At 66.2% G+C, this 25,952-nt stretch carries 21 protein-coding genes and 1 other RNA gene; 8 read left to right on the plus strand and 14 right to left on the minus strand.

Going from position 1 to position 25,952, the window contains the following annotated elements; all coding sequences use genetic code 11:
* Positions 1–2 precede the first annotated feature (2 nt).
* Complete coding sequence (gene lpdA, locus ACIQTX_RS12430; RefSeq protein ID WP_105525273.1) at positions 3–1,376, plus strand: dihydrolipoyl dehydrogenase; 1,374 nt, start codon at positions 3–5, stop codon at positions 1,374–1,376.
* Positions 1,377–1,443: 67 nt separating this feature from the next.
* Complete coding sequence (sucB, locus tag ACIQTX_RS12435; RefSeq protein WP_402972438.1) at positions 1,444–3,150, plus strand: 2-oxoglutarate dehydrogenase, E2 component, dihydrolipoamide succinyltransferase; 1,707 nt, start codon at positions 1,444–1,446, stop codon at positions 3,148–3,150.
* 10 nt (positions 3,151–3,160) lie between these two features.
* Here sucB and ACIQTX_RS12440 read toward each other — a convergent pair whose 3' ends face one another.
* The gene (locus ACIQTX_RS12440) at positions 3,161–4,633 is read right to left on the minus strand and encodes a hypothetical protein (RefSeq protein ID WP_402972440.1); all 1,473 of its coding nucleotides are present in this window, start codon (positions 4,631–4,633) and stop codon (positions 3,161–3,163) included.
* 163 nt (positions 4,634–4,796) lie between these two features.
* Between ACIQTX_RS12440 and ACIQTX_RS12445 the strand changes: the two genes are divergently transcribed.
* A complete protein-coding gene (locus ACIQTX_RS12445; RefSeq protein ID WP_028501745.1) occupies positions 4,797–5,507 on the plus strand; it encodes a DUF4191 family protein in 711 nt (236 codons plus the stop codon).
* 63 nt (positions 5,508–5,570) lie between these two features.
* Here the strand turns inward: ACIQTX_RS12445 and ACIQTX_RS12450 are convergent, their stop codons facing one another.
* Positions 5,571–6,758 carry a RimK family alpha-L-glutamate ligase gene (locus ACIQTX_RS12450; protein WP_028501744.1) on the minus strand — a complete coding sequence of 396 codons (1,188 nt, stop codon included), beginning with the start codon at positions 6,756–6,758 and terminating at the stop codon, positions 5,571–5,573.
* 18 nt (positions 6,759–6,776) lie between these two features.
* Here ACIQTX_RS12450 and ACIQTX_RS12455 point away from each other — a divergent pair, with 18 nt between their 5' ends.
* A complete protein-coding gene (locus tag ACIQTX_RS12455) occupies positions 6,777–7,268 on the plus strand; it encodes an ATP-dependent zinc protease (protein ID WP_402972443.1) in 492 nt (163 codons plus the stop codon).
* A gap of 9 nt (positions 7,269–7,277) precedes the next feature.
* Here the strand turns inward: ACIQTX_RS12455 and ACIQTX_RS12460 are convergent, their stop codons facing one another.
* Complete coding sequence (locus tag ACIQTX_RS12460; protein WP_402973056.1) at positions 7,278–7,688, minus strand: RDD family protein; 411 nt, start codon at positions 7,686–7,688, stop codon at positions 7,278–7,280.
* A 164-nt stretch (positions 7,689–7,852) separates the two neighbouring features.
* Here ACIQTX_RS12460 and glnA (ACIQTX_RS12465) point away from each other — a divergent pair, with 164 nt between their 5' ends.
* On the plus strand, positions 7,853–9,277 hold the full coding sequence (gene glnA, locus ACIQTX_RS12465; RefSeq protein ID WP_028501741.1) for a type I glutamate--ammonia ligase: 1,425 nt from the start codon (positions 7,853–7,855) through the stop codon (positions 9,275–9,277).
* Between the two features lie 86 nt (positions 9,278–9,363).
* Here the strand turns inward: glnA (ACIQTX_RS12465) and ACIQTX_RS12470 are convergent, their stop codons facing one another.
* The 4 genes from ACIQTX_RS12470 to ACIQTX_RS12485 form a co-directional block, all read right to left on the minus strand.
* Entirely contained in the window at positions 9,364–11,604 is a 2,241-nt protein-coding gene (locus tag ACIQTX_RS12470) for an arylsulfatase (RefSeq protein WP_402972445.1), read from the minus strand.
* 93 nt (positions 11,605–11,697) lie between these two features.
* Positions 11,698–12,504: a tyrosine-protein phosphatase gene (locus tag ACIQTX_RS12475; protein ID WP_402972447.1), complete on the minus strand. Its 807-nt coding sequence runs from the start codon at positions 12,502–12,504 to the stop codon at positions 11,698–11,700.
* A gap of 57 nt (positions 12,505–12,561) precedes the next feature.
* Complete coding sequence (locus ACIQTX_RS12480; protein ID WP_402972449.1) at positions 12,562–13,503, minus strand: DUF1214 domain-containing protein; 942 nt, start codon at positions 13,501–13,503, stop codon at positions 12,562–12,564.
* Between the two features lie 31 nt (positions 13,504–13,534).
* Positions 13,535–13,909, minus strand: a complete 375-nt coding sequence (locus ACIQTX_RS12485; protein WP_402972451.1) for a PLDc N-terminal domain-containing protein — start codon at positions 13,907–13,909, stop codon at positions 13,535–13,537.
* 216 nt (positions 13,910–14,125) lie between these two features.
* Here ACIQTX_RS12485 and ACIQTX_RS12490 point away from each other — a divergent pair, with 216 nt between their 5' ends.
* Together ACIQTX_RS12490 and ACIQTX_RS12495 are read left to right on the plus strand one after the other, a co-directional pair.
* Positions 14,126–15,601 (plus strand): LuxR C-terminal-related transcriptional regulator, encoded by a 1,476-nt coding sequence (locus tag ACIQTX_RS12490; RefSeq protein WP_402972453.1) that lies wholly within the window; start codon positions 14,126–14,128, stop codon positions 15,599–15,601.
* Between the two features lie 105 nt (positions 15,602–15,706).
* On the plus strand, positions 15,707–16,840 hold the full coding sequence (locus ACIQTX_RS12495) for an AI-2E family transporter (RefSeq protein WP_402972455.1): 1,134 nt from the start codon (positions 15,707–15,709) through the stop codon (positions 16,838–16,840).
* 36 nt (positions 16,841–16,876) lie between these two features.
* Here the strand turns inward: ACIQTX_RS12495 and ACIQTX_RS12500 are convergent, their stop codons facing one another.
* From ACIQTX_RS12500 to ACIQTX_RS12515, 4 genes are read right to left on the minus strand one after another with little or no spacing between them, the layout of a single operon-like run.
* Entirely contained in the window at positions 16,877–17,797 is a 921-nt protein-coding gene (locus ACIQTX_RS12500; RefSeq protein WP_402972457.1) for a diacylglycerol/lipid kinase family protein, read from the minus strand.
* 49 nt (positions 17,798–17,846) lie between these two features.
* Positions 17,847–20,822, minus strand: coding sequence for a bifunctional [glutamine synthetase] adenylyltransferase/[glutamine synthetase]-adenylyl-L-tyrosine phosphorylase (locus ACIQTX_RS12505; protein ID WP_402972459.1), 2,976 nt, complete (start codon positions 20,820–20,822; stop codon positions 17,847–17,849).
* A 9-nt stretch (positions 20,823–20,831) separates the two neighbouring features.
* Positions 20,832–22,169, minus strand: a complete 1,338-nt coding sequence (glnA, locus tag ACIQTX_RS12510; RefSeq protein WP_017830463.1) for a type I glutamate--ammonia ligase — start codon at positions 22,167–22,169, stop codon at positions 20,832–20,834.
* Between the two features lie 2 nt (positions 22,170–22,171).
* Complete coding sequence (locus tag ACIQTX_RS12515; RefSeq protein WP_036273930.1) at positions 22,172–22,396, minus strand: hypothetical protein; 225 nt, start codon at positions 22,394–22,396, stop codon at positions 22,172–22,174.
* Positions 22,397–22,464: 68 nt separating this feature from the next.
* Here ACIQTX_RS12515 and ppgK point away from each other — a divergent pair, with 68 nt between their 5' ends.
* On the plus strand, positions 22,465–23,211 hold the full coding sequence (gene ppgK, locus ACIQTX_RS12520) for a polyphosphate--glucose phosphotransferase (protein ID WP_028501734.1): 747 nt from the start codon (positions 22,465–22,467) through the stop codon (positions 23,209–23,211).
* 73 nt (positions 23,212–23,284) lie between these two features.
* Here ppgK and ACIQTX_RS12525 read toward each other — a convergent pair whose 3' ends face one another.
* From ACIQTX_RS12525 to rnpB, 3 genes are all read right to left on the minus strand, one after another.
* Positions 23,285–24,766 carry an arylsulfatase gene (locus tag ACIQTX_RS12525; protein ID WP_402972462.1) on the minus strand — a complete coding sequence of 494 codons (1,482 nt, stop codon included), beginning with the start codon at positions 24,764–24,766 and terminating at the stop codon, positions 23,285–23,287.
* 123 nt (positions 24,767–24,889) lie between these two features.
* Positions 24,890–25,468: a hypothetical protein gene (locus ACIQTX_RS12530; RefSeq protein ID WP_402972464.1), complete on the minus strand. Its 579-nt coding sequence runs from the start codon at positions 25,466–25,468 to the stop codon at positions 24,890–24,892.
* A 122-nt stretch (positions 25,469–25,590) separates the two neighbouring features.
* Positions 25,591–25,947: RNase P RNA component class A (gene rnpB / locus ACIQTX_RS12535), an RNA gene on the minus strand.
* Positions 25,948–25,952: the final 5 nt, after the last annotated feature.

The raw sequence follows: 25,952 nt of genomic DNA on the forward strand, positions 1-25,952 counted from the left end.
ATATGACAACCCACACCTTCGACATCGTCGTCCTGGGCGGCGGCAGCGGCGGCTATGCCGCAGCGTTGCGCGCGAGTGAGCTCGGCAAGTCGGTCGCGCTGATCGAGAAGGACAAGGTCGGCGGCACCTGCCTGCACCGCGGGTGCATCCCGACCAAGGCGCTGCTGCACGCGGCGGAGGTCGCGGAACACGTGCGTGACGCCGCGTCCGTCGGTGTGAGCGCCACGCTGGAAGGCATCGACCCCGCGGGCGTCCGCGCCTACCGCGAAGGCATCGTCGCCAAGAAGTTCAAGGGTCTCGAGGGGCTCGTCAAAGCCCGTGGCATCACGACCGTCGCAGGTCTCGGACGACTGAACCCGGACCACAGCATCACCGTCGGCGACGACGTGTACGTCGGTGCCGACGTCGTACTCGCGACCGGTTCCTACAGCCGGTCGCTTCCCGGCCTCGACATCGGCGGTCGGATTCTCACGAGCGAGCAGGCACTCGCCCTCGACGTGGTTCCCGAGCGTGTCCTCATCCTCGGTGGCGGTGTGATCGGCGTGGAGTTCGCCAGCGTCTGGCGCTCATTCGGCTCCGAGGTCACGATCATCGAGGCGCTGCCACACCTCGTGCCCAACGAAGACATCGCCCTCAGCAAGGGCCTGGAGCGAGCCTTCCGCCGTCGCGGCATCCAGTACTCCCTCGGTATCCGCTTCCAGAGCGCGGTTCAGGACGACTCGTCCGTCACCGTCACACTCGAAGACGGCAAGGAATTCACGGCCGACTATCTCCTCGTCGCTGTCGGGCGGGGACCGGTCACAGCCGACCTCGGCTTCGAAGAGGCCGGTGTGACCCTCGACCGGGGCTTCGTGACCGTCGACGAAGATCTGCGCACCGGAGTTCCCGGCGTCTGGGCTGTCGGCGACATCGTCCCCGGCCTCCAGCTCGCCCACCGCGGATTCCAGCAGGGCATCGCCGTCGCCGAGCGGATCGCCGGGTTGTCTCCGGCCAACATCCCGGACGTGCAGATCCCCAAGGTCACGTACTCGAGCCCCGAGGTCGCCTCTGTCGGCGTGACCGAGGAAGCTGCGACCGCCGAGCACGGCGCCGACGCGATCGTCGCCTACGAGTACAACCTCGCCGGAAACGGCAAGAGCGAGATCATCGGGACGGGCGGACTCGTCAAGGTCGTCCGCCTCAAAGACGGCCCCGTCATCGGTGTGCATCTGCTCGGCGATCGTGTCGGCGAGCTCATCACCGAAGGGCAGCTCGCGGTCGCGTGGGAGGCTCACCCCGAGGACATCGCCCCCCTGATCCATGCCCACCCGACACAGAGCGAGGCCCTCGGCGAGGCCTTCCTCGCCCTGGCCGGCAAGCCCCTGCACGCCCTCTGAGCACCAACCGGTGCCCGAGTCACTAAGCTAGACAAGCGTCATACAACTTCCTGAAGGAGACTCAGTCATGAGCACATCCGTCGTCCTCCCCGCTCTCGGCGAGAGCGTCACAGAGGGTACGGTCACCCGCTGGCTCAAGCAGGTGGGAGACACCGTGCAGGCGGACGAGGGCCTGCTCGAGATCTCGACCGACAAGGTCGACACCGAGATCCCCTCCCCCGTTTCCGGTGTGATCGAGGAGATCCTCGTATCCGAAGACGAGACCGTCGAGGTCGGCGCCCTCCTAGCGCGCATCGGCGATGGCAGCGCTCCGGCCCCGGCAACGGATGCTCCGGCTGCCGCTGCACCCGCAGCAGAAGAGGCACCCGCCGAGCCAGCTCCGGCGGCCCCCGCCCCGGCAGCAGAAGCACCGGCTCCCGCCGCCGAGGCTGCGCCCGCAGGCGATGCGACCGACATCGTTCTTCCCGAGCTGGGTGAGAGCGTCACTGAGGGCACCGTGACCCGCTGGTTGAAGCAGGTCGGCGACAGCATCGCAGTCGACGAAGCGATTCTGGAGATCTCCACCGACAAGGTCGACACCGAGATCCCGTCGCCGGTTGCTGGTGTGCTGCAGGAGATCGTCGCCGGCGAGGATGAGACAGTCTCCGTCGGTGCTGTGCTCGCGCGCGTCGGCTCCGGTGCTGCTCCCGCAGCTGCACCGGCTGCTGAGGCCCCCGCAGCTCCCGCCCCGGCACCCGCCGCCGCCCCGGCTCCGGCCGCTGCACCTGCCGCTGCCCCGGCACCCGCTGCCGCCGCGCCCGCACCTGCTGCTGCGCCTGCGCCTGCGGCTGCATCGGCTCCGGCCGCATCGAAGCTCACGCTGCCGACCGACAGCGACAACCTGTATGTGACGCCGCTGGTGCGACGTCTGGCTGCGCAGCAGGGCGTCGACCTGGCTTCTGTCACCGGAACCGGAGTTGGAGGTCGCATCCGCAAGGAAGACGTTCTCAAGGCAGCAGAGACCGCGTCGGCAGCACCCGCTGCTACCGCTGCCGCACCTGCTCCGCTCGAGGTCTCGCCTCTTCGCGGGACCACGCAGCCGATGTCGCGTCTGCGCAAGGTTCTCGCCAAGCGTGCCGTCGAGTCGATGCAGCAGACTGCTCAGCTCACCACGGTCGTCGAGGTCGATGTCACGGCTGTCGCTGACTACCGCGACAGCGTGAAGGCATCGTTCCTGGAGAAGACGGGCGACAAGCTGTCGTTCCTGCCGTTCTTCGCGCTCGCCACCGCTGAGGCCCTGCAGGCGTTCCCCATCGTCAACGCCACCGTCGACGGTGAGAACATCGTCTACCCGGCCAGCGAGAACGTCTCGATCGCTGTCGACACGGAGCGCGGCCTGCTCACTCCGGTTCTGCGTGACGCTGCTTCCAAGAGCATCGCTCAGATTGCACACGAGATCGCCGATCTCGCCGCACGCACCCGCGACAACAAGCTGAAGCCCGACGAGCTCGCCGGTGGTACTTTCACGCTGACCAACACGGGTTCACGTGGCGCGCTGTTCGACACTCCGGTCGTCTTCCTTCCGCAGTCCGCGATTCTCGGCACCGGCACGGTCGTCAAGCGTCCGGGCCTTGTGAAGGTCGGGGGTGCAGATGCGATCGCCATCCGTTCGTACGTGTACCTCGCCCTCTCCTACGACCACCGGATCATCGACGGCGCCGACGCGGCCCGGTTCCTCGGTGCCATCAAGTCTCGACTCGAGGCGGCTCAGTTCGCCGCTCAGCTCGGCGCCTGATCGCAAGAAGTCATCCTGGCTGGTCCGCGACGTCATAGACGTCGCGGACCAGCCATTTCTCTTCGGTCCGGATGAGTACGACGATCATCTGCGCGGAAGCTCGTCTGCTCTCCTCCACCGCATCGCCACTGCCGGCATCCGTGCCGAGTCGGATCACCGCCACATCACCGTAGGCATCGACCAGTTCCGCTGACGATGGTGCCGGCTCCACCCCGCGAAGAGCTTCCACCACACCCTCTGAATCCCCCGCCACCGCGTCAGCGCACGAGCTGTCCCCCTGAGCTCGACAATCCGCGATCGTCTTCAGAAGCGCGGGCGCGGCCGCCGCCGGGTCTTCGTCTGCCGCCGACGGGAGCCCACTACCGTCGTCTTCATCGGGGGCCTCGCTAGCCGCCGGTGTTCCCGGAGCTTGCGTCTCATCGGGAGTCGGCGCCGGCCCCTCGGATGAGGCTCCCCCAGCCTCATCCAAAGCCTTGCCTGGCGCGTCGCCATTCGGCCAGAGCAACCCGCCGGCGAGCACCAGTGCTGCGGCGGCTCCCGCGACGAGCAACGAACGTCGTCGGAGGTGTCCCCGCGGCTCGTTGCCCACTGTCGCCTTAGCCATCGGCGTGCTTCGCGCGGAACGGATGCGCCGCACGGACTCGAGCCGCAGTTGAATCACACCGACCAAAGTGCGTGCGGCGCTGCGAACGCCCCCGACCCTGTCGACGATCCTCCGTGCCTCCCCCCTGCGGGATCGATCCGCTCGCAGGCGAAGCTCGCGCGGGGGCACGACGAGTTCACGCGAAGTCATCGTCCGCGCAACGTCCCTCGCGCGCTCAGGGGCGGGGGCTCCGCGCTGCAGCGGCTGCGGGGCGGCGACGCTCAGCAACTCCTGCTCCCAGACCTCGGTGAGCTTGCGCGGAAGACGCGGCTGCGCGAGGGTCTTGCCCAGCCCCTCCTCGATCACTCCCAGCGCACGTCGCAGCACTTTGTCGGTGCTGAGCTCGCTCAACTGCTGGATGATCTCCACGACCCCCGTCCTGGCATCGGCCCCGTGCCCGAGGACGAACACGGGGCGGCCACCATCGGTGAGCCACCACACTCCGGTGCGCACACCTTCTGCGCCCTCCCCCAGCTCATCGAGACCACGCAGAAGACTGACCACGACCGTGCTGCACTCCCCGGACGCCAAGCCCCCTCCTGCCGCTGTCCGACGACCGAGGAACCCCAGCACCCGGTCCGTGCACCACGGAAGCAGCGCATCGTGTCCTCCCTGGCGCCGACTGACGTCGAGCGGTGCAGCGACGTGCTCCGCGCCCGAAAACCGCCACCCCACCCATTCGCTGAGGGCGGCCGCATCGACCCTCACCACCACCCCTTCCCCCTGGGTTACCAGCGTCCCCGCGAACGGACCCTCGGTCGCGTCGATAGCCCTGATCACCCGATGCGCACCCGGTATGAGTGACGTCCCCCGGCTCTCCGCGATCTCGATGTCTGCCATTCCTCCATCACAGCGCAGCGGGAACGCGCTGCCGCTGATTCTGGCGCCATAGGGATGGATTGTCGCCGACACCCCAGATGTGCAGAACAAGTGCGGTCCCTGTCGCTCCGCTTCGCGCGAACGCCGACATCACCGAGCCCGCAGACTCGGTAGGCTGGTGCCCATGGCAAAGCGTGCTCCTGAACCCGAAAAGCGTCCTGGGTTCTTCTCCCAGATCAAGTCCCTCTTCCGGTTCACTCGTGAGGCGTACGCCTGGCTCCCTTGGGCACAGGCCGCGATCCTCGTCGGTGGCGTGCTTCTCGGCCTCGTCGCCGGGTACCTGATTCCCCCCTTCCAGGTGTGGACGCTCGTCCTCTGGGGCATCACCGGCCTGATGCTGGGTGTCCTCGGCGCTCTGTTCCTCATGACGCGGTTGTCGACGTCCGCCATGTACTCGAAGATCGACGGCATGCCCGGCGCAACCGGGCACGTGCTCAGCACCAGCCTCGGCCGCAGCTGGCAGGCATCCGAGACGCCCGTCGGCATCAACCCGAAGACGCAGGAGGCCGTGTACCGCACCATCGGCCGCGGCGGCATCGTCGTCGTGGGCGAAGGTGCCCGCGGGCGGCTGACCCGTCTTGTCAACGAAGAGCGCAGCAAGGCTCAGCGCGTCGCACATGGCGTCCCGGTCACCGTCCTCTATGTCGGACACGGTGACGACGAGGTCGCGATCGCCGATCTCTCGAAGACGATCAAGAAGCTTCCGAAGGCGATCGACAAGGCCACGATGGCCGCTGTCATCCGCCGCGTGGACTCGGTGTCGCAGTCGCTGTCGTCATTGCCGATCCCGAAGGGCATCGACCCGACGAAGGTGCGCTCTCAGCGTCCTCGTTGAGCTCCCGTCTCCGCTGAAACGAAGAACGCGGCCGTCCTCTTTCGAGAGCGGCCGCGTTCTCTTTCACTCTGAGAGGGGCTGGCGCGGCAGCCGGCGGACCTTCGCGCGACGCCGACGACGTTCGGGGACCATCGAGCGCATCTCGTCGAGCTTGCCGAAGCAGAACAACCGATCGTCGGCCTCGAGGACGACGTGCTTGCGGGGGTTCGGGATCACGCTGACGCCGCGGTGCAGCGTGAGCACCGTGATGTCACGCTCCCAGAGCCCCGCCTCACCCAACGTCTTACCGACCAGGTCGACGGCTCCGTGCACCATCAGCTCTGCGACGCCGTAACCCGTCGAGACCGTCAGACGCTGCCTGACATCGATCTCCGGGAACGCCACCTGACCTGCGATGTAGTCGATGATGGCGCCGGCGACGTCGAGCTTCGTCGCAGTCTCGATGCCCTGCAGTCCCGGCGAGGAGTTCACTTCCATCACCAGAGGCCCCTCGTCACCCTCGAGCATGTCGACGCCGGCCACCCGCAGTCCCATGATCTGGGCGGAGCGCACGGCTGCACGCTCGTACACAGGGTCAAGCTCTACAGCCTCGACCGATCCACCCCGGTGCACGTTCGATCGGAACTCGTCTCCGGCCGCGGAACGTCGCATGGCGGCGACGACGCGGTCACCGACGACCAGGGCGCGGATGTCACGTCCACGGCTCTCAGAGATGAACTTCTGGATGAGCACGTTCTGCTTGGTGGAGTGCAACGTCTCGATGATCGCCTCGGCCACCTTCACCTGCGGCGCGAGGATGACGCCGATCCCCTGAGTACCTTCCAGCAGCTTGATGACGACAGGCGCTCCGCCGACGCGCTCGATCGCGGGACGGACGTCGGCGCGGTTGCGCACGAACGCGGTCGGCGGCATCGCGATGTTGTGACGGGAGAGGATCTGGTTCGCGCGCAGCTTGTCGCGAGCGCTGGAGATTCCATTCGCGGTGTTGGGCGTGTAGACGTCCATCTGCTCGAACTGACGCACCACCGCCGTACCGAAGTACGTGATCGAGTTGCCGATGCGCGGGAGGATCGCGTCGTAGTCGCTGAGCTGACGCCCCCGATAGTGGAGGTCGGGTTCATCTGCGGTCAGATCGATCGCGAAGCGCAGGGTGTTGAGCACCTTGACGTTGTGACCGCGCTGAAGCGCGGCCGCACGCAGTCGCTGAGTGGAGTACGCCTGCGGCGCGCGGGAGAGCACTGCGATCTTCACGGGGGATTTCCTGCCAGGATGTATCAGGTGAGTAGGACTACCCCCCATTCAAACACCCTTACGGGGTGGCGAGAATGGGTGAGCCTGCCCGATCTCGGAGTCGACTGGATAAAGGCGAAGATCGACACCGGTGCGCGCACCTCATCGCTGCACGCGTTCGACATCGTGGAGTTCGTGCAGGACGATCAGCCCTGGGTCCGATTCAAGGTCAAGCCCTGGCAGGACAGCCAGGAGGATGCCGTGGTCGTCGAGTGCCCGATCCACGATCGGCGCGCGGTACGTAGTTCCTCAGGACATGCCCAGGAGCGACTCGTGGTGGAGCTGCTGATCCGTCTCGTCGACCGCGAGGTGCTCGCAGAGGTCACCCTGAACAACCGCGACGAGATGGGCTTCCGGATGCTCATCGGCCGCGAGGCACTGCGTCGTGGCTACGTCGTCGACCCTGCGCGCTCCTTCCTCGGCGGACGAGCTCCACGCGAAGCCCGTCGGCGCAACCGCGGCCGGGACTGAGCACGAGCCTCAGGTGCGGATCAGCACCGTGCCGACCACCTTGTCGTGGAGGCCTCGCTGATCGGTGTCCCAGATGACCGCGGGCACGACGACGACGAGAAGCAGCGTGCGGACGATAGGACGCCACAGCCCGATCCAGCTGCCGTCGAGACGCACCAGACGCATTCCGAGGATGCGGTGTCCCGGGCTGCCACCAGCGGTCGGAATGAAGAGGATCTGCAGCACGGCGAACACCAGCATCGGTGCGAACTGGGTGAGCCCGGCCTCTGTGGGAAGGGCGAACTGGTCGTATCCGAGGAAACCGGTGGCGATGATCGTCGCCGCGACGTAGTCGATCACGAGGGCGCCGATGCGACGACCGGGACGAGCGATGCTCCTGGATCCGGATTCGGGGAGTCCGAGTCTCTCACCGGGGTACATGTTCACAGCATCCGTCACTCCCCCAGCCTACCGAGCGCGAGATGACGCTCCGTCGCCCGGCTCCTGTAACACACCCGAAACAAAGCGGATACCGTAGAGAAATCCCCCGTCCGTACTCTGCAGAGTGGCCGTGAAGCCATCGATCCGCATTACAGGAGTCGTACATGTTCAAAGATTCGTCCGAGGTACTGACCTACATCAAGGAGAACGACGTCAAGTTCCTTGACATCCGTTTCACCGATCTCCCGGGTGTACAGCAGCACTTCAACATTCCTGCATCGACGGTCGACGAGGCTTTCTTCACCGACGGTCAGCTGTTCGACGGCTCCTCGATCCGCGGCTTCGCGAGCATCCACGAGTCCGACATGCAGCTCATCCCCGACGTCACCACGGCATACGTCGACCCGTTCCGCGAGGCGAGCACGCTCGTCATGCTGTTCGACATCTACAACCCGCGCACGGGCGAGATCTACTCGAAGGACCCGCGCCAGGTCGCCAAGAAGGCCGAGAAGTACCTGACTTCCACGGGCATCGCCGACACCGCGTTCTTCGCTCCCGAGGCCGAGTTCTACATCTTCGACGACGTCCGCTACTCGGTCACCGCGAACTCCAGCTTCTACAGCGTCGACTCGGAAGAGGGCGCGTGGAACACCGGCCGCGAAGAAGAGGGCGGCAACCTCGGCAACAAGACCCCGTACAAGGGCGGATACTTCCCGGTCAGCCCTGTCGACAAGACCGCTGACCTGCGCGACGACATCACCCTCAACCTGATCGACGCGGGCTTCATCCTCGAGCGCTCGCACCACGAGGTGGGCACGGGCGGCCAGCAGGAGATCAACTACCGCTTCGACACGATGGTCCACGCGGCGGACGACATCCTCAAGTTCAAGTACATCGTCAAGAACACCGCCGAGGAGTGGGGCAAGGTCGCGACCTTCATGCCCAAGCCCCTGTACGGCGACAACGGTTCCGGCATGCACACGCACCAGTCGCTGTGGGCCGACGGCAAGCCGCTGTTCTACGACGAGGCCGGCTACGGCCAGCTCAGCGACATCGCACGCTGGTACATCGGCGGGATCCTGGCGCACGCGCCGGCACTGCTCGCTTTCACGAACCCGACGCTGAACAGCTACCACCGTCTGGTGAAGGGCTTCGAGGCTCCGGTCAACCTGGTCTACTCGGCCGGAAACCGCTCCGCCGCGATCCGCATCCCGATCACGGGCTCCAACCCCAAGGCCAAGCGCATCGAGTTCCGCGCGCCCGACGCCTCCGGCAACCCGTACCTCGCCTTCGCCGCACAGCTGATGGCAGGACTCGACGGCATCAAGAACCGGATCGAACCGCACGAGCCGGTCGACAAGGACCTCTACGAGCTTCCCCCCGAGGAGGCCAAGGACATCCCTCAGGTTCCGAACTCGCTGCTCGACTCGCTCGACGCACTGGCAGCCGACCACCAGTTCCTCCTCGAGGGCGGCGTGTTCACCAAGGAGCTCATCGAGACCTGGATCTCCTACAAGTACGAGAACGAGATCCTGCCGATGGCCCAGCGCCCGCACCCGTTCGAGTACGAGCTGTACTTCGGGGTCTGATCACAAGACCTCGGCGCATCGCGAAGAGCCCGCCTCAGCTTCTGCTGGGGCGGGCTCTTCCGCGTCCGGGCATCGGCGGGCGTAGGTCAGTTCGTGTACCTCACGTCGACGGAGTGAATCTCACCCGTGAAGGCGAAAGGAGCGCGGTCGAAGTAGTCGAGCGAGACGGAGCCGCCGAGACAGATTCCGATGTCGAGGCAGTCGTTCGCGGTGAACAGCAGCGGGACGCTGACCGGCACCGTGCCGGTCGCAACCTGGCGACCATCGATCGAGATGTCGATGCGCAGTGGTCCCGTCGGGCGCGGCTCGATGTAGGCCGTCTCGACGACGATCTCCGCCCGCCCTGAAGGCACGCGCTCCTCGGAACGGATCTTGGTGCGGTGGATGATGAAGGTGTTGTATTCGAAGCAGAGGTAGCCGTCGTCCAGGTAGCAGGTCAGTCCGCCGCCGGCGCCGCCCAGAGCGTAGAGCACACCATCGGCGTACTCAGGGATGTCCGCATCGATCGTCACCACGTTGGCACGATTCCCCAGAGCCGGCGCGATGAACTCGGGCATGCGTCGAAGACTGCCGGTGAAGTTCCAGCTCCGGTACGGCGTCGATATCCGGAGCTCGGGGTGATAGATCGGCACCCACAGACCGCCGCCGACCGGATAGACGCTGTTCTTCGCCGCCTCGATGGCGAAGAGCTCCTTGAGCTGTGCCAGCTTCTCCGGGTGATCGTCGGCGAGGTCGTGCGCCTGCGTCCAATCCGCCGCCAGGTGGTACAGCTCCCAGGTGTCATGGTCGGGCGTCCAGTCGGCGATCCCCTCGGGTAGACCCGGCACCCAAGGTGCCCGTGGACCGAAGGCTGATGCCATCCACCCGTCGTGATAGATGGCCCGGCTGCCGAGAATCTCGAAGTACTGCGTGAGATGCGTCTCCTTAGCCTCCGGATCGATCAGCGCTGCGGCGAAGCTGGTTCCGTCGATCGGATCCTGGTGCACGCCGCGGACCTGTCGTGGATGGCTGATGCCCAGCAGGTCGTAGATGGTGGGGACGATGTCGGTGCAGTGCACGAACTGGGAACGCGGAGTGGCATCGGGAGTGATGCGTGCCGGCCACCGCACGGCCATCGGATTGCGTGTGCCCCCGAGATGGGAGGCCAGCAGCTTCATGCCCTTGTAGGGCGTGCTTCCGGCCCATGCCCAGCCAGCGTGATACATGTTGTCGGCCTTCGCGGTGCCGAGTGCATCCAGGCCGCCCATCTCGTCCATGGCCTGGATATGCATCCGCACCGTGGAGGGGATGCCGTTCTGGGCGAGGAGTTCGCTGATGGTGCCGTTCTGCCCCTCACCCGAGGAGCCGTTGTCACCCCAGATGTACAGGATCAGCGTGTTGTCGCCGTATCCGAGCGCCTCGATCTCATCGATGACGCGCCCCGCCTGCACGTCGGCGTGCTCACCGAAGCCGGCCGCGACCTCCATCAGCCGAGCCTGGAACTCCCGCTCGTCCTCCGGGATGTCGTCCCACGCGGGCATCCGCGGATCGCGTGCGGTCAGCTCTGCGGATTCGGGGATCCAGTTCTTCTCCTTCGCACGCTCGAAGACGCGCTCGCGATACTCGTCCCAGCCGCCGTCGAATCGTCCGGCGTACTTGTCCGCCCACTCCTTCATGATGTGGTGCGGGCCATGCAGCGCCCCCGACGCCCAGTACAGGAAGAACGGCTTGTCCGGTGCCAGTGCCTTGTGATCGCGGAGCCAGCCGATGGCGTCATCCGCGAGGTCCTCGCTGAGGTGGTATCCCTCTTCGGCCGTTTTGGGGGGCAGGACGCTCGTGGTGTTGCGAACCAGGTTGGGCTCGTACTGCGAGGCCTCGCCGGCGAGGAACCCGTAGAAGTACTCGAACCCGATCTGGGACGGCCAGTTGTGGAACGGACCGATCGCTCCGGTCTCGATCGCGGGGGTGTTGTGCCACTTGCCGAAAGCCGCCGTCGAGTACCCGTAGTCCTTCAGCACCTCGGCACCGAGCGCGCTGGAAGGTGGGATCTCCCCCGCATAGCCGTCCCAGTCATTGGCCAGTTCCGCGATCTGCCCGTTCCCGATCCGGTGGTGGTTCCGGCCGGAGAGCAGCGAAGCACGGGTGGGAGAGCACATCGCCGTCGTGTGGAATCGGTTGAAGCCGATCCCCTCGTCGATGACGCGGGAGAGGGTATCGGTCCTCACCTCACCACCGAAGGTGTCGGGAAGGCCTGGGCCGGCGTCGTCGATCAGGACGATGAGGATGTTGGGTGCATCGTCGGGTAGTCGCGATGGTGCGACACGCTGGCCGTAGACGGACTCCTGCATGGTCCGACCTGCGGTGCTCGCGGACGGTGTCGGTGGGAAGGGAAGGACATCTTGCGGATTCACGATGGAGCCCTTTCGGTGCTGGCGAGGGCTCTAGCCCTGGTGGATGACGAACCTGCGCCGGAGAGCATCCAGATCCGACGCGTTGAGGCCGAGCCCGACGGTGGCGTAGCCCTCGATGCTGCCGAATCGTGACCGCGCCTCGTCCATCGCCGCATCGAGGTACTCGCCGCGCACACCGAGTACCGGGAGGAGAAGCTGAGTGTCGACACCCTTCTCGGCCGCGGCAGCCAGGAGCGGCTGCAGCGCGGGGAGCAGGTCGGCATTCGTCTCGAGATAGTCGGCGCGCACATCTTCCTCGCTGACGCCGAGCAGCAGGAGGAGCGATGCCGCAGCCCATCCGGTGCGGTCCTTCCCCGTCGTGCAGTGGAACAGCGCGGCGCCTGAGCGTGCCGGATCGATGAGATCGAAGTAGAACGACCGGTACGCGCGAAGCGCAGACGGCAGACTCACGATGTTGCGATACGAGTCCCGCATGAGGGCGGCGCCACGGCCATCTCCGAGTGAAGCGGCGAGTGCTGCCGGGTCGCCGGCGAGCTGACCGACACCCGCCGCGACATCGGTGGTGCTGTCAGCCAGGACGTCCAATGCCACGAGCTTCACACCCTCGGGCAGCTGATCAGGCGACGCGCCGCGTTCTCCGGCGGTCCGCAGGTCGTAGACCGTCGTGATGCCGAGCCGGCGGAACGGCTCCAGGTCGTCCCCCTGGAGCCGGGCGAGGGTCGCCGAGCGGTACACGGCGCCTGATCGGACGACGCCGCCTACCGTGCGCAGGCCACCGAGGTCACGCAGGTTGGGCGCACTGTGGAGCGGGATCCGGCGATCGAGTGGGGCTTTCATCGGGTCATCTCCTATTCCAGCGGTCGTTCCGTCACTGCGGTCGACACCGTACGTCACCTAGATCGCCTCGGGCCGCGGGGCGACCCAGGTGCCGTCGAGAACCGAAAGGCGCGGTCGATAGAGCCGCAACGTATAGTTCCATCCCGGCATGATCGGCAGCGCGTTCGGTCTGCCTTCAGGGTGCGCACCGAGATGGATCGTGACTCCCCCGTCGTCGTCGGTGACGGCTGTCAGGCTGTTTATGCTGTTCGTACCGAGATCGTTCGGCTCGAAATAGCCGGCGGCGTTGTACAGCGATACCGACCAGAAGGCATCGACGGGGACATCCTTCAACCGAAGCCGGTAGTCGGCGACGGGCAGGCCGTCGTCGACGCTGACATACGTGGCCTCGTATTCGGGAAGCCCACCCCAGCCGCCCGCGGCACCGAGCAGGTGCATGACGGGGTCGACCTCGTCCTTCGTTCCGAATGCGCGATCGTACGTCGAGATGCCGCGTCCCAGAACGAGGAGCGCGTCCCGCGTCTCGATCTGGGAGGGTTCGTCATACGCCGGGAGCGGGAACTCGCCCGCTCCCCCGCCCGCGAGGAGGACGTCGTCCTGCAGACGGTTCACCTCGTGGACGTCGGCTGGGTCGTTCGGGTCGACGAGGATGCGCACCAGGACCGCAGCGAAGTCGGTGCCGACCATCTCGCGCGTGAGCACGTGCTCGCCGGCGTCGCGCAGCAGCAGCGGCCCGTAGTGATCCTCATTCACGATGAACGCGGAGATGTACCGCCCGTCGGCATCAGGCAAGGTGAGCGTGACGTCGTCGCGCACATCGATGATGGCGCTGCTGTAGAGCGTGTCTCGGTTCTGCCGGATGATGGGCTGGTCGTCGAGCGACTTCAGACCCCGGGTGTGATTCCAGGTTCCGAGGCCGATGCCGGCCGCGAGCCGGGAGAACATGAGATCGGACTCGGCCCGTGCGAAGTTGCGGACATTCACTTTCGTTGCAGACATCGTGTTCCCTGCTGTCGTGGTCGGATGAGGGTCAGGCGAGTGCCTTCGCCTTCAGGCGCTCGAACTCCTCCGCGCTGATCGAGCCTGCGTCTCGGAGCGCTGCAGCGGCCTCGATCTCTTCAGTCGGGGTCTTTCCCGCGACCTGACGGATGTACGACTCGGTAGCATCCTCCGCGTCTCGCGCCGCCTTGCTGCTCCGTTCGGCCATGCCCTGACCACGGGCGATCAGATAGACCAGCACTGTGAGGAACGGGAGGAAGATCAGGAGGACGACCCAGACCGCCTTCCACCATCCGCTGAGTCCGCGGTCGCGGAACAGGTCTCCGATGATCGCGAACAGAGCGAACAGGTAGCCGATGAAGACGGTCGCCCAGAGCATCCAGCCGAGCGTTTCCCAGAAGAGCATGTCAGTCAGAATCCGTTTCTCTCGTGGAGCACAGTGCGTTCCGCGAGGATGAAGTTCAGTGTCGGGTGCTCGCGCTCGGAGAGTGACTCCGCAGGAGCGAGCTTCCTTGAAAGTCTGGCGACTCCGTCACGGCCGGAACGCAGATCTCATCCTCGCCGGATGAGATCTCCAGTAATCCGGGACCCTCGATGGTCGCGGCGCCGATATCGTTGTCCCGTGATCGACGCCGTCCGAGAGGACCTCTCCGCCGCCGATCCGGAGCTCGCGCCTACCGCCCTGCGCCGGAACTGGCTGCGCCTCATCCTCGAATCCCGCACTCGGGAGCTCGAACAGCTCTGCCTCGCCCATCCCGACCCACACGACGCGCATGTGCTTCTCATCCGCGCCTGCTGCCGTGACCTCCTCGGCGACTCGCACGGCGCCGCCTTCCTCCGGGGCCAGGGACTGCGCATCGCCGACGAGGACTTCGTCGTGTGCTTCACCGAGCTCCTTCTCGCGGCCGATACTCCGACGAAGGCGGCCGCCGCCGACCGCGCGCGCGATGCTCTGACCCGGTGCGGGTCCGAGGACGACTACCCGTCCGCGCTTTTCCTGCTCGGTTGGACCGAGGTCCGCCTCCGACGCGATCTCGCCGACGCGATCGGTCTGCTCCGTTCTGCAGCAGACGAGGCGCGCCTGCACGGACGGGCCGAGACCTTCCGACTCGCACAGTCCAACCTCGCCTTCGCGTTGACCCACGCCGGCCTCTTCACCGAGGCGGAGCAGACCCTCGATGCCCTGCCCGTGTCGCCCTCGCTCTCCGATTGGGATCTCTTCGAGGGCGGGCTCCCCCAGGCCAATCGCGGAACGATCGCCTACTGGCGTGGGGACTTCGACGAATCGATCGCCATGCTCGACTCGGTCGTCATCGAAAGCGGCCCTGGGAACAACTTCGAAGCCCTCGCCCGTCTCTATCTGGTGATGGGCCTCGTGGCGCTGAAGCGCGAGGACCGCTACTACATGGCGTCCGGCCTGCTCCAAGGAGTGAGCAAGGCCGATAAGCACGGCATCCCCTGGGACACGCTGCGTCGGGTGATCTCCGCCTTGCTCGCTCATGCCGAAGGGCACGACGGCCGTGCTCGGACCATCGCTGCTCCTGCGCTCACCCGTCCGGGCGCCGCCGTCGCCCATGCGGTGCTCGCCGAGCTCTATCGTGTTCTCGGTGAGCCCGCACTTGCCGCCCAGGCGCTCCGGCTGGCGACGGCCGGGCCCCTGCCCCGCTATGCGCGGGTCAGCACGCTGATCACAACCGCTGCCCTCCGTGCCGTTTCCGGTCACGGCACCGCTGCCCACGAGCACCTCGACCGAGCGCTCGAAGCCGCCGCTCCCGAGCGGATCCTCGCCCCTTTCCTCTCCGATGACCCACTCATCGGCGACCTCCTCAGCGCCCACGCGCATCGAGGCTCCCGCCACGACGATTTCCTCGGCTTGGTCCTCGAACGACGCGGGGAGCTGGCACGGCGTCTGACGGGTGTCCTCACTCCTCGAGAGAGCGAAGTGTTCGCTTATCTGCGCACGACGATGACCGCTGAGGAGATCTCCACACGCCTCGGGGTCGCCTACCCCACCGTCAAGACGCACATCCGTTCCATCTACCGCAAGCTCGGAGTCACCTCGCGACGTGCCGCCGTGCACACCGCCGACGTACGGTGACAGCCCAGGCATCGCCACGCCGCGCCACCGGCTTGACCGCGCGTCATCAGGGTGATCAACTGATGAGTCTGACCATCGACCGGGGGAATCATGCGCCGTAGAAGAGTGACCACGAACACCGAGCTTCGAACGGCGGCCGAGGCCGCCCCGTCACAGCCTTCCAATGCGGTCGCGGCATACGCCAGGACCAACCCGTTCATGTTCGGGCTGCTCGGCGCGCTCGGGGTGCTGGTGGCGCTGGGGATCGGCAGCGTCGTCGGTCAGCTCGCGACGGTGCTCGTCTACATCGGCGTCGCGGTGTTCCTCGCGCTCGGCCTCGACCCCATCGTCAGGTTCATCGAGAAGAAGCTCCCGCGCCCCGCCGCCGTGGCCATCGTCGTGGCCGGTGTGATCCTCGCCTTCGCCGGCATCATCCTCGCCATCGTCCCGATCCTCGTCGAACAGATCACCAATCTGGTCAAGGACGGACCGAAGATGATCGAGGACTTCATGGCCAGCGCCTGGTTCAAAGACATCAGCGGCCAGTTCGGCTCCACGATCGACGATGCTGTGCAGGGTGTGCTCGGCTTCGTGAAGGACCCGGGCAACTTCGTCGACATCGGCGGTGGCGTGTTCGCGGTCGGTGCCGGTATCGCCGGCGGCTTCACCGGGATCACGATCGTGCTGATCCTGACGCTCTACTTCATGGCGTCGCTGCGGAGCATGAAGCACGTCGCAGCCCGCTTCGTCCCCGCATACCAGCGCGACACCTTCAGCGGCCTGCTGGAAGACGTCTCGGGTGCTGTCGGCCGGTACGTGATCGGCCAGGTGAGCCTCGCCCTCGTCAACGGGATCCTGAGCCTCATCTTCCTCAGCATCATCGGTGCCCCCGTGCCGGCGCTACTCGCGCTCATCGCATTCATCGGCTCGATGATCCCTCTGGTCGGAACGCTGACCGCGTCGATCATCAACTCGCTGATCTGCCTCTTCGTCTCGCCCCTGACCGCCCTGATCGCGATCATCTACTACCTCATCTACATGCAGATCGAGGCATACGTGCTCTCACCGCGGATCATGAGCAAGGCTGTCGCCGTGCCTGGCGCACTCGTCGTGATCGCCGCGGTCGCGGGTGCCGCGCTGGGCGGAATCCTCGGCGCGCTCGTCGCGATCCCGGTCGCCGCGAGCATCATCATCATCGTGCAGAAGGTGACGTTCCCCGCGCAGGACCGGAAGATCGTTCCCCCTGCTGCCACCGTGTGAGCCGTCCCGGCGACCTGTTCACGAAGTCGACGGTGCTCAGCGAACGAGCAGGGCGCCTGGGTCCACCCGTACGTCGAACGCGGAGACCTCGCCCATCTCCTCGCCGTCGATCTCGAAGACAAGAGGCGTCTTCAGCTCCACCGAGATGTTCTCGACGGGCAGGTGACGCGCTGACTCGGTGCTGACGGCTTCGTCGGTGGCGCCGAAGAGACGACGGATGCCGTTGTCCCAGACGAAGGAGCGCAGGGTATCCAGCCACTGCAGCGCACCGTCGGCACTGATCATGAGCACGTCGAGCTTGCCGTCATCGAGGACGGCGTCCGGGAGCAGGCGGATGCCACCCTGGACCATTCCGCAGTTGCCGATGAGCATTGTGTGGCCACGGACTGCGACCGCCTTCTCACCATCGATGGCGAGAGTGATGTCGGTCATCTCCGTGCCGGCGAGGGCGCGACCCATCGCCTCCACATACGCGAGCCACCCCGCCTTCGACTTGAGGTCGTCATCGGTCTCCACCAGCATCTGCGCATCGACACCGAAACCGACCATCACGGCGAAGGCATGCTCGGTGCCCTCGTACGAGACCCAGCCCAGGTCAATGCGACGGGGTTCTGCGTCACGCACCCGCTCGAGCGCCGCCGACACGTTGTTCAGCGGCACCTCGAGGTTCCGCGCGAGGAGGTTTCCCGTCCCCTGCGGCACGATTCCCAGCGCAGTATCTGAACCGGCCAGCGACTCGGCGACCGCACGGACGGTGCCGTCTCCGCCGACCGCGATCACGATGTCGCGACCGTCTTCACGTGCCTCGCGCGCCATGCCGCGCCCCGGGTCGTCCGGCGTCGTCTCCCACCAGCGAATGTCGTACTGGTCGTCGAACACACGACCCACCCCGTCCTGCAGGACCTTATCGTCGACCTTCGATGGATTCCAGACGATGCCGATGCGTGCGTGGGTCATATCGCCAGCTTGGGTCACACCAGCCGTTACCGCAAACTCGGCCTGGCGGCTAGCCGTAGAAGAGCTGCTCGAACGTCTTCCGTGCCCGTCGGGTCACACCGAGATAGTCCTCTTCGAGCTCGCTCGCCGAACGATCGGGATAGCCGAGCAGCCGTCCGATCGCATCGAGTTGCCGTCGATCTGCGGGAAGGACGTCGCTGGTCTGCCCGGTCAGCAGTGTGATCGCCGAGCGGAGCCGGCTCGAAAGGCGCCAGGCCTCTCGAAGACGCACGGCGTCGTCTTCTGCCACGAGCTCCGCCGCGACGGCGGCATCCAGAGCTCCGAGGGTGGAGGTGGTGCGCAATCCCGGCACGGCGTGAGCGTGCTGCAGCTGCAGCAGCTGCACGAGCCACTCGACATCGCTGAGCGAGCCGGGACCGAGCTTCAGATGTCGTCGAGGGTCGGCTCCCTGCGGCAGACGCTCCCCTTCGACCCTGGCCTTGATGCGCTTGATCTCACGCGTGCCCTGCAGATCGACGGATTCCGGGTAACGGATCGTGTCGGCAAGCGCCGTGAAGCGCTCGATCAACTTGGTGCTCCCGGCCACGCCGCGGGCGCGGAGCAGAGCCTGAGCCTCCCACGACAGCGACCAGCGCCGGTAGTACTCGGTGTAAGCCTCGATCGATCGCACGACCGGTCCGTTGCGTCCCTCCGGGCGGAGGTCGGCATCGAGGTCGAGCGGAAGGCGATGATCCGTCAGGTGCTCGCGAAGACCCGCCACGATCTGGGTTGCGAGCTTCTGGGCGCGCTGGGAGTCGACGCCGTTCGCGTCGTACACGTAGAGGATGTCGGCGTCCGAGCCGAATCCGAGCTCCGCGCCGCCGAACCGTCCCATTGCGATGACCGCGAAGTCGAGCGCCTCGTCCTCCGGCGGGACCACATCGCGGATCACTGCGCGAAGGGCGGCCTGGATCGTCGCCTCGGTGATCTCGGTGAGAGCTGCGGCGACCTCTTCGATCGTGAGAACGTCCAGGACGGCTCCCATGGCCGTGCGCAGCAGCTCCCGTCGCCGCAGGGCCCTGACCGCACGAAGGGCGTCGCCGATCGTCTCGTGCCGCGTCTGGATCGCACGGGCCTCCTCGTCCAGTGCGGCCGCGCCTCGGGGACGCAGACGTCCCGTGCTGTCCAGCCACGCCACCGACTCGGGGATCCACTCCAGCAGCTCGCCGATGTAGCGCGAAGACGACAGCAGGCGCGTGAGGCTCTCGGCTGCGCCTGAGGAGTCCCGCAGCATCCGGAGGAACCAGGGGGTGTCACCGAGGCGCTCGCTGATGCGGCGGAAGGCGAGGAGTGCATAGTCGGGGTCGCTGCCGTCGGCGAACCAGCGCACCATGATGGGCATCAGATGCCGCTGGATCGTCGCCTTACGGCTGAGCCCGCTCGTGAGGGCACCGATGTGACGCAGGGCTCCAGCCGGATCGCGGAAGCCGATCGCAGCCAACCTGTCGTGCGCCTGCGCGGCCGAGAGCGTGCGCTCCTCTTCCGGAAGACCAGCGACGGCGCTGAGCAGCGGGCGGTAGAACAGGCGCGTGTGGATCTCACGCACCTCGCGTCGTACGCTCTCCCACCGCGCCCACACACCCTCGCCGCTCTCGGCGAGCCCCGTGCCTCTCGCCAGGATCCGGAGACCGGCGGGTGTGCGAGGCATGAGGTGCGTACGACTGAGCTCGCGTAGCTGAAGACGATGCTCCATGAGGCGGAGAAGTCGGTAGTCGTCGGCGAACGCGGCCGCATCGACCCGTCCGATGTAGCCGCCTTCGACGAGCGCATCGAGGCTCTCGAGCGTGCCACGGGTACGCAGGGATTCATCGGTGAGACCGTGCACGAGCTGCAGCAGCTGCACGGTGAACTCGATGTCGCGCAAGCCGCCGGCGCCGAGTTTCAACTGATACGGCGCATCCTCCGGGTCGATGTGCTCCATCACGCGCTCGCGCATGCGCTGCACGCTCTCGACGAAGTCCTGCCTTGCGGCACTCGACCAGATCTTCGGCTGCACGGCTGCGATGTACTCGGCTCCGAGCTCGGCGTCCCCCGCGAGCGGACGCGCCTTGAGCAGCGCCTGGAACTCCCAGCTCTTCGCCCAGCGGTCGTAGTAGGCCAGATGCGATGCGAGAGAACGCACCAGCGCCCCCTGCTTTCCCTCGGGGCGGAGCGCGGCATCCACCTCCCACAGGGCCGGCTCCACCTCGATCGCGTCGAGGTTGCGCATTGTCTCGCGGGCGAGGCGCGTCGCGATGTCGATCGCACGAGCCTCGCTCACCCGATCTTCATCACTGCTTCCCCCGACGAAGATCACGTCGACATCGCTGACGTAGTTCAGCTCGCGCGCGCCGGCCTTTCCCATGCCGATGATCGCGAGGCGGGTGGCCGCGACCTCCTCGCGGCCCATCGACTCCTGCAGCCGTGTTCTGGCCACCGCGAGCGACGCTTCGAGGGCGGCACCCGCGATGTCGGCCAGAGTCGCCGACACCTCTGCGACGACAGTCTCAGGAGCTGGATGCGAGAGGTCATATGCGGCGATGGCCGCGAGATTGCGACGATAGGCGACCCGGATCGCGACGACCGCGTCGTCGTCACCTGACTCGGCGAAACCGTCGTGCGCACCGACCGAAGCCAACAGACGTTCCTGCAGCTGCTCTGCCGACGGCAGACCCGTGATCGGCTCCTCGAGGACGGAGAGCTGCTCCGGATGACGAAGGAAGAACTCGGCGAGTCCTTCCGAGGCGCCGAAAACCCGCCAGACCCGCCGACGCGTCTGCTCGTCACCGAGCAGCGACCGCAACGGTGTCGCGTCTCTGCGCGCCACGTGCAGGAGCCCACGCACCGCAGCGTCTGGATCTGCGGCGTCCGCAGCCTCGAGCAGCACCGAGCGTGGCTGATCGAGGATCGTCGCCAGCTCCGAGAGGGATGCGGCGGCCTCGCTCAGCTCGGCGAACCCGAGCCTGGCCAGCGCCGAGAGCGAGACCGAATCGTCCGGACGGGCCATGCACGCCCCTCAGAGAAGCTCGAGGTTGTTCTTCAGCTCAAGCGGAGTGACCTGACCGCGGTAGGCCTCCCACTCCTTGCGCTTGTTGAGCAGCACGTAGTTGAACACCTGCTCCCCGAGCGTCTCGGCGACGAGTTCGGACGCCTCCATGTACTCGAGCGCGTGGTCGAGGCTCGCCGGCAGTGCCGAATAGCCCAATGCCCGTCGCTCGGCATCGCTGAGCGCCCAGACGTTGTCCTCTGCCTCGGGCGGAAGCTCGTAGCCCTCTTCGATGCCCTTGAGCCCTGCGGCGAGCATGAGCGCGTACGCCAGGTACGGGTTCGCGGCCGAATCCAGCGCACGGTACTCCACGCGCGACGACTGCCCCTTGTTGGGCTTGTACATCGGCACACGCACGAGCGCGGAACGGTTGTTGTGGCCCCAGGTGATGAAGCTCGGAGCCTCGTCGCCGCCCCACAGTCGCTTGTACGAGTTCACGAACTGGTTCGTGACCGCGGAGATCTCGTTCGCGTGCTTGAGGAGCCCTGCGATGAAGTGCCGCCCTGTCTTCGAGAGCTGGTACTTCGCGCCCTCCTCGTAGAACGCGTTCTGATCGCCCTCGAACAGCGACATGTGCGTGTGCATGCCGCTGCCGGGCTGGCCGCTGAGCGGCTTCGGCATGAACGTCGCGTAGACGCCCTGCTCGATCGCCACCTCCTTGATCACCGTGCGGAAGGTCATGACGTTGTCGGCCGTCGTGAGCGCGTCGGCGTAACGGAGGTCGATCTCGTTCTGACCAGGGCCGCCCTCGTGATGGCTGAACTCGACGGAGATGCCGAGGTCTTCGAGCATCCGCACCGAACGGCGACGGAAGTCGTGCGCCGTGCCGCCGGGAACGTTGTCGAAGTACCCGGCCGAGTCGACCGGCACCGGGCCGTCGGGTCCGAACGAGGAGGACTTCAGCAGATAGAACTCGATCTCCGGGTGCGTGTAGAACGTGAATCCGGCGTCGGCAGCCTTGGCCAGCGTGCGCTTGAGCACATGCCGCGGATCGGCGACGGCCGGCTGTCCGTCAGGTGTCGTCAGGTCGCAGAACATACGCGCGGTCGGATCGATCTCCCCACGCCAGGGAAGAGTCTGGAACGTCGTCGGATCAGGCTGGGCGAGCAGGTCGGACTCGTAGGTGCGAGTCAGCCCCTCGATCGCAGAGCCGTCGAACCCGATGCCCTCCGCGAACGCCCCCTCGACCTCGGCCGGGGCGATCGCCACCGACTTGAGAGTGCCGATCACATCGGTGAACCACAGCCGAACGAACTTGACGCCGCGCTCCTCGATGGTCCGGAGGACGAAGTCCCTCTGCTTGTCCATGACTACTCTGCGCCCTGGCCCTTTGCGTCGCCCTTGACATCCCAGCCCTGCTCGACGGCTTCTTCCTCAGCCCAGGCGCGCGAACGCGCCTTGACGACCTCAGGAGCACGGCGGGCCTCAGCCTCCGTGTCGAACGGACCGATGCGGTCGATGGATGGCGAGATCATGCCGAACTCGATCTCACCGGTCTCGGAGTTGTACCAGTACTTGTGGTCGCCGTCAGTCATGTCTGCCCCTTCTTCACGTGATGTCATCGATCCTACTGGCGCGCACCGCGGTCGCTAAGCTATCCCCCATGGCAAAAGCGATCGGCGTCGACATCGGCGGCACGGGAATCAAAGCAGGAATCGTCGACCTCGACCACGGCATCATGGCGTCCGACCGGGTGCGGGTCCCCACCCCTGAGGGCGCATCGCCGCAGGACGTCCTCGTGGCGGTGCAGACCGTCCTGAAGACACTCGACGTGGACGACTCGACGCTGCCGCTCGGCGTCGCCTTCCCGGCGATCGTCAAGCGCGGGAAGACGCTCTCCGCTGCGAACGTGTCGAAGGAATGGGTCGACTTCGATGCCGAGCGGTTCTTCCGCGACGGACTCGGTCGCAACATCGTGTTCGTGAATGACGCGGACGCGGCCGGCGTCGCCGAAGCGCGCCACGGTGCAGCCAGGGACGTCCGCGGCTTCACGCTGCTGACCACGCTCGGCACCGGGATCGGATCGGCGTTCCTCAATGACGGCGTGCTCCTTCCGAACACCGAGCTCGGCCACCTGAACTTCCGTGAGTACGAGTCGGTCGAGACGTATGCAGCGACCTCTGCGCGTGAGCGCGAGGGGCTCAGCTGGGCCGAGTGGGCGGAGCGCCTGCAGGCGTTCTACTCGCACATCGAGTTCCTGTTCAGCCCCGACCTGTTCGTGGTCGGCGGCGGCGTGTCGAAGAACGCCGGAGACTTCCTCCCGCTGCTCGACCTCAAGACGCCGATCGTCCCGGCGATCCACCGCAACAACTCGGGCATCATCGGCGCGGCCTCTCTCGCCGGCGACTGATCCGCGCACATCCTGACGCAGAAGGCCCCGATGACCATGCAGTCATCGGGGCCTTCGTCGGTCTGAGGCGGCGTCAGGCACTCGACGTCAGGCCGTGCAGCATCTTCTGGATCTGCTGCTGCACCTGAGCGTCCTCGACATCGAACATGGCGTAACTGATCCCGGCCGATTGCAGCGGTCGGTTCGGGTACTTCTGATAGCTCGGGAGAACGCTCAGCAGGCGGGCGGCCATCTGCGGTGCCTGCCATGTCTTCTCCGCGAAGCTGGTCATGAAGATGTCGTAGCGCTCTTGCGGATCCTGCCAGAGGTCGAAGAGCTCGGGGACGATCGCCGTGTACGACGACGGTCCTCGCCACTGGTCTCGGACGTTCCAGATCGCCTTCCACTTTCCGACCCGTACAGCTCCGGGAATCATCTCTGTCTCGGTCATGTAGAGCCAGTGGTCCCTGGCCGAGCCTGCCTCCCCCTTCAGCAGCGCCGACTGGTCGAAACTGTCGAAGATCGTGGGCTCGCCCTCCCTGTCTTCGGTGGGGAGCTCCACGCCCGCCAGACCCGCGAACGTCGCCATGAGATCGAGCGATCCCACGATCTCGGAGTTGCGGCGGCCGGCTTCGATCGTCCCGGGCCACCACGCGATGGCGGGGACGCGACTGCCACCCTCGTAGTCCGTGCCCTTGGTGCCGCGGTACGGCGTGTACCCGCAGTCGGGGTAGACGTCTTGCCAGGCCCCGTTGTCCGTCGTCCACACGACCAGCGTGTCCTCGGCGATCCCGAGTTCACGTACCTTGTCGATGACAGCTCCCACTCGATGATCGAGTTCGACGAGCGAGTCGAGGAACTTCGACTTCCCCATCGAAGCCCCCTCGAAGTCGGGGTGCGGGAGATTCGGCTGATGCAGCTTCGCCGTGTTCAGGTACAGGAAGAACGGCTCATCGTCGTCTGCGTGCGCCTCGAGGTAGCCGAGCGCGTGGTCGGTGGACTTCTCGTCGATGAACGGGATGTTCGCCGAATCCAGCTTCTCCACCTCGGTGGGCGCCTCGCCTGCTTTTCCGTCGAGCGCCCCGATGATGTTGCCCCACATCTTCATGGTCGCCTCGTCGTCGAACGGGAAGTCCGGGTTGAAGCCCTTGTCCGTGTACGTGTAGGCGTTCAGGTGGTAGAGGGTCGTGTTGTACATCTCATCGAACCCGTGCGCGGTGGGCATGGCGTAGTCCGCTTCACCCAGATGCCATTTCCCGATGTGGCACGTGTTGTAGTCGGCCTTCTTCAGCACGCTCGCCAGCGTCCACTCCGGGGCAGGGAGACCTCCGCCGTCCCCGGGGAACGCGACCGTGGTCATGCCACTGCGGATCGGCAGGCGCCCCGTCAGCGCGGCAGCGCGCCCCGGGGTGCAGCTGGGTTGCCCGTAGAACGACATGAACTGCAGGCCTTCGGCAGCGAGTCGGTCGAGGTTCGGAGTCGGGGCACCACGGTTCTCCCCGCCTCCGTAGCATCCGAGATCACCCCAGCCGACGTCGTCAGACATGAACAGGATGATGTTGGGCTTCTTCGTCATGAGATCTCCTCCGTCGATTCGTGCACGATGGAGCAGAAGCTAGCAAGATGCTCTTCGCACCGGAATGCCGAGCTCACCCTTTGGGGAGGAGACGACCGATCCTGCGCGAAAGGTCCGATGCGCTCAGCGCTGCGGCGGCAGGATGAACACGGTCTCATACGAATGCACCTCGCCGTTCACGTCCCCCACGCTCGTGATCGTGTACGGGCTGAGGTTCAGCGTGTCACCGGCGTAGAGCGGGGTCAGGTACGTCTGGTTCGTAGGGTCGACAGAGTGCAGGCTCCCGCGACGAACGGCATTCAGCGCTTCGTAGGAGTACGGGCCGAGACAGAGCCGTTCGAGGATCGCATCCTTGTAGTCACCCGACGCGACCACGTACGACGCGAGTGAGCCGTCATCCGCGGACGCGACGGTCCCATTCGCTCCTACGCGCGGTCCCAGGTCGACCATGCCGTCGTACAGGCCGACGTTCAGCGGCTCGCCGTTGGAGATCGTCCCATCTCCGCCTGGCCGCCGGCACTGGGGTGTCGCCGCGGGGGCCGGGTCGGCGCCCGACGTCGGCTCGGTGCTCGGCGCCAGGGTGGGCTGCGCCTCAGCAGGTGGCTCGATGACTCCCGGGGTCGGCGCGCCACAGCCGGTGAGCACTGCGGCGGACAAGCCGAAGAGAAGCGCCGTGGTCGCGGCGGGGGTGCGGTACGACATGAACGAACGCTACCGGGCACCCGGCCCGCGAACCAGCAGCGGACGCCGAGCATGTCGCTGCGAGGTCCCCAGGCGCCAGCTCGACGTACAGAATCAAAATGAACTTGATCAGATCGTGAATGCGAATGGGCCGACCTGTACGCCGGGTTCTGTTCCGGGGTTCTTCGCCCCTTCGACGGCCATCTCTCTCGGCGACACGTTGCCGTGGCACTCTAGCGGTCTACCCGAGGACTCGGCGAGCCGCGTCAACATCCTCTGTCTGACCTTGCTCCGGACGAGGTTTACCTGGCGGGCCATGTCACCATGGCCCCCGGTGGTCTCTTACACCACCCTTTCACCCTTACCCCTTGCGGGGCGGTCTACTCTCTGTGGCACTTTCTCGCGGATTGCTCCGGGTGGGCGTTACCCACCGTCCTGCCCTGAGGAGCCCGGACGTTCCTCGGTGCGGTTGCCCGCAACGCGACCGTCCAGTCGACCCATTCGC

The sequence above is a fragment of the Microbacterium sp. NPDC090281 genome, from assembly GCF_044769635.1.
Taxonomy (GTDB): Bacteria; Actinomycetota; Actinomycetes; order Actinomycetales; family Microbacteriaceae; genus Microbacterium.